Source organism: Nostoc sp. (genome assembly GCF_036916575.1).
GTDB lineage: Bacteria > Cyanobacteriota > Cyanobacteriia > Cyanobacteriales > Nostocaceae > Nostoc.
Window position 1 is genome coordinate 1 of record NZ_JBALGC010000035.1, and the last position, 13,995, is coordinate 13,995.

Here is a 13,995-nt window from a genome sequence, read left to right on the forward strand (position 1 = left end):
GGCATTCAAGTACTGTGGCGAGGTTGGTTAAAATTACACGATCTCTGTGAGGGTTGGCAGCTTGCAAAAGAGACTTAACGGGAAAAGTCAGATATAATTGTCAGAGCTGGCGATCGCCACAATAGTAGATAAAGGCACTTCGGCAAAATACTGTTGCTGAAATTGTTCTTCTCGCACAGCAGCTAAAAATCGTGCAACTGCTGCGTCGGCAAAGTTTTCTGCACTATCGCTTGGATGCCAGGTGATTTGCAAATAACGGTCTTGTAGTTTGACTGTGAACCCTAAAGATTTTAAAGCTTTGATTCCTACAAGTAAGGTTTGGTCGCTGATGCCGATTTTCTCTAAAAGTTGGACGCGGGTAACTAGTTGATTTGTACGACTGAGATATTTGGCAATTCCTACAAGAGTCAGCCAAATTTGATTCGGTGGTTGATGGTTGGGTTTAGACCAAGCGATCGCTAGTTGTTGCTGATTGTCAAGGGTAGATGCAGAGCGGCTTGTTGTTAGACATCGCCGCAACCACGCGCGTAAATCATCCCAATTCGTGGGACAATCTTCAATAATCAGTGCTGAGTGCTGAGTCCTGATTCCTGAGTGTTCCTGATTCCGTAAATCTAAGATGAGTGGTGTTAGCGGATAGCTAGGGTTTAGCCCGTTCCGAGTGTTGAGTGCTGAGTTAACACTGGGACGCACGGCAATTAATCTGATTTCATAACGTTTTTTGAAGGTGTTATAGTCTAATTCTGCTATGCAATCACACCTTCCTACAGGCAATTCATCTTTGTAGTGTCCCCACCATATACCAGGAAAAGCACTTCTGCTGGAATCGTCCCGAATATCAAACTCGGTTTTAATGTACTGTATTTTTTTCCCTTGCCAATCCTGCTGATTGCGATGCCAAGAATTTTCAAACCAGCAGTTTTGAATTAGCAATTTCGGAACAGGGTTCCCCATTCCACAAGGTTCTAGCAGTTTCAGTTCCAAAAATAACTCTTTGGCCAAGTCTGCTACTGTTACCGTCAAGTCTGCTTGCACAGTTGGCGTTAGGGTTGTACTACCTAAAGATTGCCGCAACTGCTGATTAATCGCTGCTGTAAATAAAGGAATGTTCTCCACTAACAAACTCAAACCCGCTGCAAAGGGATGTCCCCCAAAACGATGTAACAAATGTGCTTGGTCTTTCACCAGTTGGTATAAATCGACGGAATTCACCGAACGAGCAGAACCACGGGCTAATGCGAGTGCTGGGTGCTGAATTCTGAGTTCTGAGTTAGAAGATAAAGGAGTAATTTCTCCCCCTGCCTCCCCTGCTCCTTCTGTACTTAATAAAATCGTCGGGCGACTTGTTTCTTGTGCTACCTGTCCGGCGACTAAGCCCAATACACCCGCAGGCCATTGGGCATCTTCTAGGACTATGACGCTGGTGGTTGATAAGTCTAATTGAGTAAGTTTTTGTGCTACTTGCGCTTGCACATCTTTTTGTAAAGATTTGCGGCGGGCATTTGCGAGTTCTGTAACTTCGGCTAGTTCGTGACAACGTTTGGCATCACGACTGGTTAATAATTCAACGCAAAAACTGGCATCACCTTGAATGCGGCTGACGGCGTTGATTCTTGGGCCCAAACCAAAAGAAATATCTGTGGGGCGATCGCCACTTCTCTGGCACAATTCTAATAATCGTCCCACCCCCGGACGCCGACGCGCTGCTGCTGGCTGTTGAAAATCTGCTTGCAGTCGTTGAATTCCCATCTGTGCCAAATAGCGACAATCTCCACTTAACTGCACTAAGTCGGCAATTAATCCTACTGCTACTAAATCTAATAAATCCTCTAAGGGATGTTTTGCAATATTAGGCAGGGTTTGATATAGTGCTTCCACCAACTTATAAGCTACCGCCACCCCAGAAAGATGAAACAGCTGATGTTCCCTTGGCAAATAACGGGGATTGATAATCGCTGAGACGGGTGGGCGTTCGGCAGGTAAGGTGTGATGGTCTGTAACTATTACATCTATGCTTAGTTGTTTAGCATAGACAATTTCCTCAATGTTTGTGCTACCTGTGTCGCAAGTAACTATTAATTTACAACCTTGTTTTGCTAAGTTATCAATCCCTTGATTATTAAGTCCGTGGGATTCTTTGAGACGATTGGGAATGTAGTAAATTAACTGGGTATTTTGAGCGAAAAATTGCCCTAATCCATCCCAAAGTACAGATGTGGCGGTAATACCATCAGCATCGAAGTCTCCCCAAATGGCAATTTTTTCTCTGGCGTTATATGCTTGTTGCAACCGGGCGATCGCTAGGTGCATTTCTTGCCCAAACTCAAAGGGACTTGCTGGTTGATAAGCTTTATGGTTGATAAAAGCTGTTAATTGTTGATCATCTTTAATTCCCCGTTGCCACAACAATTTCGCTGCATATATTCCACTTGATGCAGGTGTATGCTGTTTCACCGCTTGGATGAACCACTCCGGGGGTTGTTCGGTTGCTGCTATAGTCCACTGCTGTTGTTCTGGCATTGTTAAATAATTTGTAATTCGTAATTCGTAATGATGTTCGCGGACTCGCTAAGGCTAGGCTCTAAGCGCAGCTATGCCGTAGGCTTTACGTAATTAAGTTTTGCAACAGGGATTTAGACTGCGCCATAAAACTTGCCGCTTGATAGAAGTGGGGGACTTAAACCCACGGAACTAGTTAAATCGGAGATTGCTCCTCGGTAGTTTGAGATTCTTTGACTAGGGGATTGAGGACTACTTCATTGGCGACGCTATCAGGTTTCCGGGCACGGATCGCCGGACGCGATCGCCTGTAACCTGCTCTTTCAGCTTTTTGGTGTTCGTAATCAATTAATCTGCCATAATATTCATGTTTGCTTAAATTCATTGATAAGAAAATATGCTGGCGAATATTACCAAAACCTTTGCGGTTAAAAAACTTTAATGCTGAAGTATTGGTGGGGTCAGTGTCTACTAGCATAAACCGCGCCCCATCTTCAATCATCCGGGCGACGACTTTATCAACCAACTTGTCTGCTACTCCCCGACGCTGAAACTTCGGACTAACTCCTAGCCATAAAATGTATCCGTAAGTCCAGGATGCTTTGGTGATAATCGTTCCCAAAATGAATCCTGCTAATTCTCCGTCTGTTTCGGCCACAAGACAATATTCTGGATCGGTGTTGTAAAGTCCAATCACCTCCCATTCGTCCCAGGTGCGGTATAAATAAGGATATAAATCGCTAGTAAATAACTCTTCTCCCAAGTGGTAAATGGGAGCAATGTCATCAATTCCTAATTCGCGGACATAAATGGCTTCATTTTCGTCAAAGCTTGACATAAATTTAGAAATTGTAATTTCTTTATACCCCTATTGGATTTTACAATCCTCTAATGTATAAGGTTGAGTGAGACTTCTTGAATGCTGTCAAAATTTGGCAATGAGTCTTTCACTGCTTCTTCAGTAGCTTGTGTGCGTAGTTTACCGCCGTAGGCATAGCACCGTTTGGCAAACTGACAATAATCACAGGTTTTGCTACCCTCCACCACTTGGGGAAACTGCTGGTTATTTTGGTAATTTTCTAACCAAGTAGTTAACTGGCTTAGTAGTTTATTAAGTTCCTTTGCTGTTTGTATATGTTGAGCAGTATTGTAATTAAATTTAATATTTTGCGGTTTACCCTCAGATTGGACAAACCAGTAAGTCATGGAAATATTTTCAGGCAAATAGTCGCTAGTTTCTGCCAATACATACAGATAAAGCCGTGTTTGCCAGTTGGATTCTAATTTGCGTTTATGGGGTGGTTTAGGATAAGTTTTCCAGTCGATAATTTGTGCTTGTTGGTTATCTGCAATCAATAAATCATAGATAACCGTCAGCAAATAGTCCTGAACTTGCAGAGTGCGGAAGTGTTCACTTTCACGGAAAGTTTGATTATCAGATGCAGCCGTTAAAATTTCTGGGGCTGCATCAGCAAAAGCTAGCATCCAGCTTTGCAGTTTAGCATCTGCTTGCAAGAAACTATCAATTGGCAAACCCATTTCTCGCTGCTGCATTAGCAAGTGAAAGCGACTACCCAAAGTTTGCCGTTCTTCTTGTTCTGGATTTGAGGGCGAATTGAGTTGTTCTAGGTAGGTATGTTGAAATTTACGCGGACAAGCTTCTAGTAAGTTCAGTTGTCCTTGAGAGAGTCGCAGTAGTTGAGTGGGAGTTGACAGCATTCTTTTATTTTAGAAGCAAATTATAATCTGCAACTCACCTTTGGCAGGCTATCTGTGAAAAACAGGTATTTTTTACTGCCTTTACAGATAGTTCTCATGTCTGCTATTTCAACTCGTCCTTATCTATATCATCCTGGTCATTGGAATGTTTAGTTTTTCCCTGGGACTTGATTGAGCCAAAGCTGTAGACCATAGCTATTTTAACGATATCAAAATATGCTGGGTGATTAGCTTTGTTAACGATTGCCAAAGAAATTGACCCTGCCACTAAGATGACTAAAAGTGGCGAAAGTGTTTCTCCCCCAGAGCCATTGCTGTTGTTTGACATGATATAATCTCCTAGTGGGAAGCCTTGGGCTAACTTGCACTTAACCCAAGAAAGTTGATTCAACTTCACTACGAACCTAAAATTGCAATCTTGTTGCTGATAATTGAGTGAGGAATCAACTCCAAGACTCAATTATCATGGCGATCGCAAATAGACAAAATAGACATACTGCTATCCTCACAAACCATATCCATAAACTTGTGGATAACAGCATCCCAGCTATTGAGATAGCGCCAAAAACGTGAGATAAAACAAGAGCGATCGCCAAACCAAGCAGAGTCAGCAAAAAATACTTGAGTCCCTGACAAAACCACTTAAATAGTAGATTTTCATCATCTTTGAGATTGATTTTCATAGTTTTTGTCCTGTTTTGAGAGTTGAATCTAAACAGCAGCTACGGCTACCTCGACTGTCCTAAAAAAGGAGCCAATATTTGCGTTGCTTTTAGCTAGTCAAGGCACGCAGCAGTCCTATCAAACCTGAGCCAAGTTTGAACATCAACAACAGTGGTTTTGGTATTTACAAATGGTGAAAGTAAACTTTTAAATGAATTGCAAAGATAATTTTGAAATTAAACTTAGGTGCTTAATGCTCGTGATGATGCAGAACGCACACTACGCGCATCAACCCCTAAAATGCAATTCCTACAGACAACAGACTTTGAATGCTTGCCTTTTCAAAATTGATTAACGGTTTCAGCCTTTGCCTTTACCTCTTACTCACTAAGTTTGGGTAATTCAACCGCAAACTTACTAAGTTATCTGATTTGCCTGTGTTAAACTCACTATAAAGTAACTTAGTTACTTAGTCAAGTAAAACTGAGAAAATTATTTAAAAAGTACTGACTCAACAATATATTTTCATTACCAGACAATAGTTCAAGCGTCACTCTGAGCAGATTAAGTTCTCACCTAGTGAGCTAACATTGGAGTGTAGTTTGTCTTGGTGTGAGTATGAGTGAGATTCCGGAAGACTTTCTTTTGGCTTTAGCCCAAGAACGGAGTGTGTCTAGCAGTGAGCTAGAGGTGTTATTGTATGCCGTTCAAGATCAATCGCCAAATGCGATCGCTAAAGAATTGGGTATTAGCGCTGAGGCAGTACGCAAAAGATTAAGTGAGGTTTATAAAAAATTTAATGTAAGTGGTGCTGGTCCAGGAAAGCTCACCAAGTTACAGCAAGTTATTGAAAGTGAGTATCGCGCATCTTCAGTTACCGTGAAACCTATTGTCAACAATCACCAAGATTGGGGCGAAGCACCTAGTATTCGTGGTGTCTTCTATGGAAGGGAAGCAGAACTGTCTACGCTCAAGGAGTGGATTGTCAAGGATAACTCTCGCTTAGTAGCATTATTAGGCATGGGAGGAATTGGCAAAACAGCTTTGTCTGTGAAGCTAGCAGACGAGGTTCAGGATAATTTTGAGTACTTTATTTGGCGAAGTCTCCGCAATGCTCCACCCATCCAAGAGATGTTAGCAAACCTAATCCTATTTGTATCTGATAACAAGGAAACCGATTTACCAAAAACTGTAGACGGTCGAGTCACGCTGCTAATTAATTATTTGAGAGAGCGTCGAAGTCTTTTGGTACTGGATAATGCAGAGACGATTATGCAAGGAGGGGATGCTTGCGGCAAGGACTTCGTTTTCCGCGCGGGGCACTATAGAGAAGGATACGAGGGTTATGGCGAGTTGCTCAGACGGATGGGAGAAGAACCTCATATTAGTTGCTTAGTGCTAACTTCTCGTGAAAAACCAAAAGAATTTGCACCTCTAGAAGGAGAAGCATCACCAGTTAGAACGCTATCATTAGCTGGCTTGGGACAAATAGAAGGACGAGAAATTCTCAAGGATAAAGGCTTGTTTGGGTCAAACCAAGAATGGGCAAAGCTAGTGAAGTATTATTCCGGCAACCCCTTGGCATTAAAACTAGTTTCTGAGCCGATTCGGGAGTTATTTGCTGGTGATATCGCTGCATTTCTAGATGCAGGAGAGATCATTTTTGGTGACACCCGTAATTTATTAGACCAGCAATTTGAGCGTACTTCAAAAGCAGAAAAAGAAATTATTTATTGGTTGGCAATCAAGCGTGAGGCAGTTTCATTAGAGGAATTGCTAGATGATATTGTGCAACTTTCACCAAAAAGAGAATTATTAGAAGCTCTAGAATCTTTACGCAGGCGATCGCTCATTGAGAAAAACGAGAAAATATCTGCACTCTTCACTCTGCAACCTGTGGTAATGGAGTACATAACAGACCGATTGATAGAGGAGGTTTTTCAAGAAATTACCAGTGGTGAAATTGCTTTGTTTATGAGTCATACTCTGATGGAAGCTAGTGCCAAATATTATGTCAGAGATACTCAAATACGCCTACTTATCAAGCCAATTATAGACAGATTACTAAATATTTTTAAAAGTCAAAAAAATCTGGAAAACAAGCTAATTAAGATTTTTAATAACCTGCGCGATAAATTTACTGTTACATCAGGATATGCAGGAGGGAATATTCTCAATCTCTTGTGTCAATTACAGACAGATTTAACTGGTTATAACTTTTCTCATCTGGCAGTTTGGCAAGCTTATTTGCGGGGGATAAATTTACATCATGTAAATTTTGCTAATTCCGATTTAACGAAATCAGTTTTTACTGAAACCTTCGGAAGTATTTTGTCTGTTGCCTTTAGCCATAATAGAGAACTTTTAGCTACAGGCGATGCTAATGGTGAGATTCGTTTGTGGCAGGTTGCAGATGGTAAACAAATTTTAGCTTGTCAGACTTATATTGGTTGGGTACGGTCAGTTGCCTTCAGTCCAGATGGTAAAACTCTTGCTAGTGGTAGCGATGACAAAACAGTACGCTGCTGGGATGTTAGTACAGGTAAATGCCGCCTCACATTGCATGGACATGAAGACTTTGTTCGGTCAGTTGCCTTCAGCCCAGATGGTAAAACTCTCGCTAGTGGTAGCGATGACAAAACAGTACGCTGCTGGGATGTTAGTACAGGTAAATGCCGCCTCACATTGCATGGACATGAAGACTGTGTTCGGTCAGTTGCCTTCAGCCCAGATGGTAAAACACTTGCTAGTGCTAGTATCGACAGAACAGTACGCTTTTCGGATGTTAGCACAGGCAAATGTTACCAAACGCTCAAACATGATGATTGTGTATCCTCGATTGCTTTCAGTCCAGATGGTAGGACACTGGTTACTGGCAGTGATGACCAAAAAGTTAGGTTATGGGATGTTAGCAGCGGTATATGTCTGAAAACTTTTACAGGACACAATGGTCGAGTCTGGTCGGTTGCTTTCAGTCCAGATGGTACGACCCTGGCCAGTAGCAGCGATGACCAAAAAGTTAGATTATGGGATGCAAATAGTGGTGAATGCCTAAAAGTGTTGACAGGACACAGTGGTCGAGTCTGGTCAGTTGCCTTCAATTCTCTAGGTAATATCCTGCTTAGTGGCAGTGACGATCAGATGATGAGATTGTGGGATGTCAGCACAGGCAACTGTCGCAGGAGTTGGCAGGGTTACACCAGAGGAGTAAGGTCAATCGCTTTTAGTCCAGATGGTAAAATCTTGTGCAGTGGCAGTGATGACAAAACAGTGTGTTGCTGGGATATTACTAAAGATGAAGCCCGCCTACCTTTGGAGGAACACAACGGTCACGTATGGTCAGTTACCTTCAGTCCGGATGGTACGATGCTTGCTACCGGCAGCGATGACAAAACAGCCAAGCTATGGGATGTTCATACAGGAAAATGCTACCAAACTTTGCAAGGACATGAAGATTTCTTGCGGTCGGTTGCCTTTAGTCCAGATGGGACGCTACTTGCCAGCGGCAGTGATGATAAAACAGTCAAGCTATGGAATCTTCGTACAGGTGAATGCCATCTCACTTTACATGGACATCAAGGCTGGGTATGGTCAGTTGTCTTCAGTCCTAATGGTCAAATTCTAGCTAGTGGCAGTGGAGACCGCACAGTGCGGCTATGGAATCTTCCTACAGGTAAATGCCGACTCACTTTGCATGGACATGAAGATTTCCTACGGTCAATTGCCTTTAGTCCGGATGGTCAGACTCTTGCTAGTGGCAGTTTAGACCGCACAGTCCGGCTATGGGACATTACCACAGGTGAATGTCGCCTCACTTTGTACGGACATCAAGGCTGGATATGGTCAATCGCTTTTAGTCCGGATGGTCAGACTCTTGCTAGTGGCAGTTTAGACGACACAGTGAAACTGTGGGATCTTAGTACAGGTGAATGCCGCCTGACTTTGCAAGTGCATTCTCTGGGAGTGTGGTCTGTGGACTTCAGTCCTGATGGTAAGACTTTGGCTAGTAGTGGCCAAGATGGGACGATTAAGCTTTGGGATGTATTGACGGGTGATTGCCTAAAAACACTGCGATCGCCCAGACCCTATGAAGGAATGAATATCACCGGGGTGACAGGCTTAACCGCAGCGCAGTTAGTAACACTAAAAGCTTTAGGAGCAGTGGAAGATTGATAGCAAAAATAAAAGGTAAAAGGGTGAACTTAACGTTTTTCTTTCATCCCCTTTACCTTTTTTATGTACCTGATGCTTATTTCATGTTTATGTACCTGATGCTTATTTCATGTTAGCCCTTGCGTCCTTCACTGCGGCAAAGAAAAAGAATCCTGTGAGTGGAATGCTCAATGCCAGGATAATCGCCGTGACTTGGACGCCCAAATCTGGTTGTCCATAACTAAGCTCAAAAATCGAACCGACGGCTGCGATTGCACTTACACAAGAACCACCCAGAAATAAACCGCTTTTTGGAGTTAAATACACTACTAGCTCCCTATGCTATTGGTTTCACCGCTTGATACGAGAAGCCATTCTTAGATAGCTCCTGGGCCAAAGTCAAGGAGTTTTCTACACGATCTACAAATACCACGCCGTTAAGGTGATCCATCTCGTGCTGAATGCAGCGTCCCAGGAGGTCATTAGCCTTTAATATCCGGGGACGACCATACTCGTCTTTATAGGCAATTTCCACGACTTCGGGGCGCTTCACGTCTAGATATACATTGGGAATACTCAAGCATCCTTCTTGGGCAACAGAGATGTCGCGGCTTACTTGTTTAATAGTGGGATTAATCAACACCAAGGGCGAATTAGCTGCGTTCTCTGGTTCCAGATCGATGACAATTAGTTGTTTGTGAATTCCCACTTGCGGTGCAGCCAAACCAATGCCATCTTTGCTGTACATAGTTTGCAGCATTTCGCGCACCAGTTTGCGGAGTTCGTCATCTACTTTAGAAATCCGCTTTGCAGCTTGACGCAGCACCCGATTACCTAAATAATGAAGCTCCAAAGGTGGATTTTTTAACTTTTTTTTCTCTACAGCAATTTCAGAGGGCATGAGTCTCGATGGCTAGATGGTGAAAATTCCTACTACTTTAATTCTATCAAGCTCGTCATGTCGCTTCGCTCCAAATTCAAAATTCACGCATTAACAATCCTCATAAATAAATTTAGTTGCCCAATCCCCTTTTGTTTTTCGGTCACTAGTCAGTTGTGCTCACTACTGATGGTGTTTTTGGCGCTTGACCCACTCAAAGTTTGCACTGTCGAGTATAAATGGTGGTGTTATCTCACGCACAGACACAGCGGAAAGTCTCAGACGTAGAGCTAATTTCCAATAAACTGCTGTGATTGCATTCTTGAATGGGTGAATTTTGAATTACTTATTGGGGTGATGTGTGTTTAAATCTTTCACGAAACTTGACTACCTGCTCAAAGAAACTTTCCTCGGTTTATTGCGGGGAGGTTGGATGAATTGGGCAGCAGTAAGTACTGTTACAGTGTTACTGTTTTTATTTGGCTTGAGTTTGCAAACCTCTTGGCAAGTCGAAAAACTCCTTTACCAGTTCGGTAGCCAGTTAGAAGTATCAGTTTTTCTCGAACCGGATACGCAAGTCGAAAGTATTCAGCCACTGATAGCAAAAATGCCAGAGGTGACAGCAATACAAACCATTACCAAACAGGAAGCTTGGACTAAGTTAGTTAAAGAAATGAGAATTTCTGATATTGAGGGTGCTACCCAGCAGCTAGGTGAGAATCCTCTAGTTGACGAGATGAAGGTAAAAGCGCGTAATTCTCAAATTGTACCAACTTTAGCAACGCAGTTGGCTAAGTTACCGGGAGTTGATGCGGTACAGTATGTCGATGAAGCAGTCAAACGTATTGCCCAGTTGCACCAAGGTCTGAACTGGATTACTTTAACAATTACGATTATTCTGACTTTAACAGCGATCGCAGTCACTACCACGACAATTCGCCTGATTGTTATGGCGCGACGCCAGGAAATTGAAATTATGCAACTAGTGGGAGCAACTTCTGCTTGGATTTACCTGCCGTTTATTTTACAAGGAATTACCTTTGGTTTAGTTGGTGGTGCGATCGCTTGGAGTTTCATTTCTGTGATTCAACAGTTTCTCGGTAAGTTGCTAGTCAATCAACCTGAGTTTATCCAAGTCATCACCAACAGGGTGCAACTCACTCCAGCAGAAATTTTATTATTGCCCCTGATTCTTTTGAGTTTCGGTGCAGCTGTAGGATTAATGGGGAGCTTATTTGCTGTCCAACGTTTTGCTAAAGGATAGTAATTGGGCATGGGGCATTGGGCATAGGTAAAGGAAGAAATCGCTATGAAATCGCAATGGGAATGTTTTTTGCAGAATCTCGGTGTTTGGGAAGGTTCATTCACCAATTTTTCTCCCCAAGGTACACTTCTCAACGATACTCATAGCCGTCTTTCTCTAGAAGGTTTAAACAATAACCAGACAGTGCGCTTAACTCTGAGCCGTACGGAACGAGATGATGTGATTAGAGAATTTAGTTCTGTGGGAGGGGGTCTGCTGTTTTTTGAAAATGGTTCATTTTCTGAAGGTTTAATTCAGCTAGGGCCATTTTCCGAATTCGGTGCAGAACTCGCTTTGGTTCATGAAAATTGCCGCTTGCGTCTGGTGCAACTGTTTGATCAGACTGGTAATCTAAGTGGACTAACCTTAATTCGAGAACATTTAGCTGGAACACAAACAACAGAACGTCCACCCTTGCAAATAAATGACTTGTTGGGAGAATGGCAAGGCCAAGCAGTCACAATATATCGAGATTTGCGATCGCCTGATATTTACTCTACAACTCTGAAAATACAACTTGAGGATACTGGGCGATTAATTCAAAGTACCTCTTTTGGGGGACGCACAATTACCTCAACTGCTACTATCAAAGGTTCTATCGTTCTCTTTGACCAAGATCCCCAAAAGCAGGTACAAGTATTATTGTTACCTGATGGTGCTTCTGCAACTTCTCCCCTCAAGGTGCAATTACGTCAACCCTTATTCTTGGAAGCGGGTTGGTTAATCCAGCCAAACCTGCGCCAGCGGATAATTCGCAGCTACAACGATAAAGGCGAATGGGTTAGTCTGACATTAGTTATTGAAGAAAAAGTGTAAAGGATTTGTTAGCCTGCGATCGCTTTTGTTAGCCTGCACTGTTAATTTCCTCTGATTTCGACTAACGCTTCACCAGATCGCAAAAGCTCTAATGCTTCTGGCAATGTTGAATTCAGAATCTCTTTCAATCGGGCATTTGACGTATTACCACACGTCAACCAGATAACTTGTGGTGGACTTCCAAAACAATCAACTAAGTCAGCAAAGTCACTGTCTTTGGTCATGAAGATGATTCCTTTAGCCCTCGCTGCCTCGAAAATCTCAGGATCTTCGGCATCTCTGGGCCCAACATCACGCAAAGCTAATGCCGTTATGCCGAATGTGATGGTGATCCAACTTGCAATTGTCGGTGACAGATGTGCATCTACCCAGATTGTCATGCAACCAAAACGGGATGATTGAGCTTACGTGAAGCGTACATAAGTGCTGCTTTAAGATCATCCGCTTCCAAATCGGGCATTTCTTCTAGGATTTGTTCGGCACTCAGTCCTGCCACAAACAAGTCGAGTACGTCTGATACCCGAATTCTCATGCCCCGGATACAGGGACGACCACCACATTGTTTAGGATTAACTGTAATTCTTCCAAGTAAGTCTGACATAAGGTTTCACTCGGAGATAGTCTTTAACCTAGTATATGTGATGCTTCTCCACATTATGAACATCAAGAGAATGGAGCGATGTCTACGACGGGCTACGCCTACGCACTTCTCATCGTGGAAGTGTTTAAAATTGTGAGTGGAAAAAGATGTTGGGTAACGCTGTCCCTCTACCCAACCTTATATTTTAAAAGTAAGTGGTAGACCGTCAACCAAACTTATAATATCAGTGATCGCACTCATCTGCTAACCACTTTGCGTAGTTGCAACTCATCAGCTTTTGCTTAACCGAATCAATCACCTCAGATGAAAAAGTCGTCATTGATCCACATCACTGGCATCCAAGCTTAAAGTTAGTCTTAATGTTTGGGCTGCTGTCATCACCCTAAAATAAATGTTAGGTGAACTCACACTTTATGGTTTTGAAGCAAGATGAGTTCTTACAGATATATATTCTCCATTATATTTAAGAATTCTTAAAATAATTCTTATTAGTAAATCAAAATAATCTTTAAAAAAATTAATCTTCTCATCTAAACTCAATTTAGGAATTTCTCCTTGATGAAATAACGGATTCCGAACTGAATTTCGCAATTTATCATCTTTTATCATATTATTTGGAATGAATTTATCAAGGTGTTTGTTTAATTGTCCTAATTTCTGTTGAATATTCTTCCCGATCTTATTTTCATCTAATCCTTGACTCAATAAATACTTTAATGTGATATTTTCATAAGCCATGAGCATTGATGCTATCTTAAGATCAATATATTTCTGCTGCTTTATTTCTACCAAAAGTCCAATAATAGTATTAATGTCCATATTGGACTGCAAGTTTTTATAATGTTGATAACATTCATTGAATGCTTTAGGTATACCTTCATTAATATGATAATTATCAATCAGACGATTTCGGATAAAACAATTTTTTACAGTATTCTCTATTGAGTATTGAACTATTTTATCATCCATTAAATATTCAATCAATGGAGAAAAATTTGTATTCATACTGAGAAAACTTAAAAACCAGCTTATTACTTGAATTTCATTTTCAATAACATTAATATCCTCATCATAATTGATCGGAATGCTTACAGCAGAAACTATGGCATTATTTATTCTCTCTATATCAATGAGATCAATTATCCGATTGCTGTTCTCAAGCATTTGAAAACAGAGTTTTTTGCCATTCAGATTTACAAAGAACCCACGTTCACAATCAACGCTAGAAAAATTAAAGTTACTAAAGTAAGCTCTAGCCAAAGTAGGAACATTATCTGGCTGCACTTTCAGCTTCAAAACTACAGTACTGGGAAGGCAAAACTAGGTCGATTTATGAGGAACTTCCACTTTAGTTGTCAATAT

The 13,995-nt window shown here is 41.8% G+C and carries 13 protein-coding genes; 3 read left to right on the plus strand and 10 right to left on the minus strand.

All coding sequences use genetic code 11. The features are described 5' to 3' along the window. Positions 1-87 precede the first annotated feature (87 nt). The 5 genes from V7L29_RS08775 to V7L29_RS08795 form a co-directional block, all read right to left on the minus strand. Complete coding sequence (locus V7L29_RS08775; protein ID WP_334735189.1) at positions 88-2,520, minus strand: single-stranded-DNA-specific exonuclease RecJ; 2,433 nt, start codon at positions 2,518-2,520, stop codon at positions 88-90. A gap of 175 nt (positions 2,521-2,695) precedes the next feature. Further along, a complete protein-coding gene (locus V7L29_RS08780) occupies positions 2,696-3,337 on the minus strand; it encodes a GNAT family N-acetyltransferase (RefSeq protein WP_334689776.1) in 642 nt (213 codons plus the stop codon). Between the two features lie 50 nt (positions 3,338-3,387). After that, a complete protein-coding gene (locus V7L29_RS08785) occupies positions 3,388-4,218 on the minus strand; it encodes a PD-(D/E)XK nuclease family protein (protein WP_334735190.1) in 831 nt (276 codons plus the stop codon). A 103-nt stretch (positions 4,219-4,321) separates the two neighbouring features. Next, positions 4,322-4,546 carry a hypothetical protein gene (locus tag V7L29_RS08790; protein WP_334735191.1) on the minus strand — a complete coding sequence of 75 codons (225 nt, stop codon included), beginning with the start codon at positions 4,544-4,546 and terminating at the stop codon, positions 4,322-4,324. 115 nt (positions 4,547-4,661) lie between these two features. Next, complete coding sequence (locus tag V7L29_RS08795; protein WP_334689773.1) at positions 4,662-4,901, minus strand: hypothetical protein; 240 nt, start codon at positions 4,899-4,901, stop codon at positions 4,662-4,664. Positions 4,902-5,499: 598 nt separating this feature from the next. On the opposite strand from V7L29_RS08795, the gene V7L29_RS08800 reads away from it, so the two are divergent. Next, complete coding sequence (locus V7L29_RS08800) at positions 5,500-9,054, plus strand: NB-ARC domain-containing protein (RefSeq protein ID WP_334735192.1); 3,555 nt, start codon at positions 5,500-5,502, stop codon at positions 9,052-9,054. A gap of 102 nt (positions 9,055-9,156) precedes the next feature. Here the strand turns inward: V7L29_RS08800 and V7L29_RS08805 are convergent, their stop codons facing one another. Continuing rightward, positions 9,157-9,360 (minus strand): hypothetical protein, encoded by a 204-nt coding sequence (locus V7L29_RS08805; protein WP_334689771.1) that lies wholly within the window; start codon positions 9,358-9,360, stop codon positions 9,157-9,159. 10 nt (positions 9,361-9,370) lie between these two features. Beyond that, a complete protein-coding gene (gene def / locus V7L29_RS08810; protein ID WP_334689770.1) occupies positions 9,371-9,934 on the minus strand; it encodes a peptide deformylase in 564 nt (187 codons plus the stop codon). Between the two features lie 340 nt (positions 9,935-10,274). On the opposite strand from def, the gene V7L29_RS08815 reads away from it, so the two are divergent. Together V7L29_RS08815 and V7L29_RS08820 are read left to right on the plus strand one after the other, a co-directional pair. Beyond that, entirely contained in the window at positions 10,275-11,177 is a 903-nt protein-coding gene (locus V7L29_RS08815; protein WP_334689769.1) for a cell division protein FtsX, read from the plus strand. Between the two features lie 45 nt (positions 11,178-11,222). Beyond that, positions 11,223-12,032, plus strand: a complete 810-nt coding sequence (locus V7L29_RS08820; protein WP_334735193.1) for a DUF3598 family protein — start codon at positions 11,223-11,225, stop codon at positions 12,030-12,032. A 41-nt stretch (positions 12,033-12,073) separates the two neighbouring features. Here the strand turns inward: V7L29_RS08820 and V7L29_RS08825 are convergent, their stop codons facing one another. From V7L29_RS08825 to V7L29_RS08835, 3 genes are all read right to left on the minus strand, one after another. Next, positions 12,074-12,412 carry a DUF5615 family PIN-like protein gene (locus V7L29_RS08825; RefSeq protein WP_334735194.1) on the minus strand — a complete coding sequence of 113 codons (339 nt, stop codon included), beginning with the start codon at positions 12,410-12,412 and terminating at the stop codon, positions 12,074-12,076. Further along, a complete protein-coding gene (locus V7L29_RS08830) occupies positions 12,409-12,633 on the minus strand; it encodes a DUF433 domain-containing protein (protein WP_334735195.1) in 225 nt (74 codons plus the stop codon). The genes V7L29_RS08825 and V7L29_RS08830 overlap by 4 nt, the downstream gene beginning before the upstream one ends. A 411-nt stretch (positions 12,634-13,044) precedes the next feature. Beyond that, positions 13,045-13,917 (minus strand): hypothetical protein, encoded by an 873-nt coding sequence (locus tag V7L29_RS08835; protein WP_334735196.1) that lies wholly within the window; start codon positions 13,915-13,917, stop codon positions 13,045-13,047. Positions 13,918-13,995: the final 78 nt, after the last annotated feature.

What these genes read in the sequence shown, in the direction of transcription:
- V7L29_RS08775 (WP_334735189.1), bottom strand. Translation starts at nt 2,520, where the DNA reads ATGCCAGAACAACAGCAGTGGACTATAGCAGCAACCGAACAACCCCCG.
- V7L29_RS08780 (WP_334689776.1), bottom strand. Translation starts at nt 3,337, where the DNA reads ATGTCAAGCTTTGACGAAAATGAAGCCATTTATGTCCGCGAATTAGGA.
- V7L29_RS08785 (WP_334735190.1), bottom strand. Translation starts at nt 4,218, where the DNA reads ATGCTGTCAACTCCCACTCAACTACTGCGACTCTCTCAAGGACAACTG.
- V7L29_RS08790 (WP_334735191.1), bottom strand. Translation starts at nt 4,546, where the DNA reads ATGTCAAACAACAGCAATGGCTCTGGGGGAGAAACACTTTCGCCACTT.
- V7L29_RS08795 (WP_334689773.1), bottom strand. Translation starts at nt 4,901, where the DNA reads ATGAAAATCAATCTCAAAGATGATGAAAATCTACTATTTAAGTGGTTT.
- V7L29_RS08800 (WP_334735192.1), top strand. Translation starts at nt 5,500, where the DNA reads ATGAGTGAGATTCCGGAAGACTTTCTTTTGGCTTTAGCCCAAGAACGG.
- def (WP_334689770.1), bottom strand. Translation starts at nt 9,934, where the DNA reads ATGCCCTCTGAAATTGCTGTAGAGAAAAAAAAGTTAAAAAATCCACCT.
- V7L29_RS08820 (WP_334735193.1), top strand. Translation starts at nt 11,223, where the DNA reads ATGAAATCGCAATGGGAATGTTTTTTGCAGAATCTCGGTGTTTGGGAA.
- V7L29_RS08825 (WP_334735194.1), bottom strand. Translation starts at nt 12,412, where the DNA reads ATGACAATCTGGGTAGATGCACATCTGTCACCGACAATTGCAAGTTGG.
- V7L29_RS08830 (WP_334735195.1), bottom strand. Translation starts at nt 12,633, where the DNA reads ATGTCAGACTTACTTGGAAGAATTACAGTTAATCCTAAACAATGTGGT.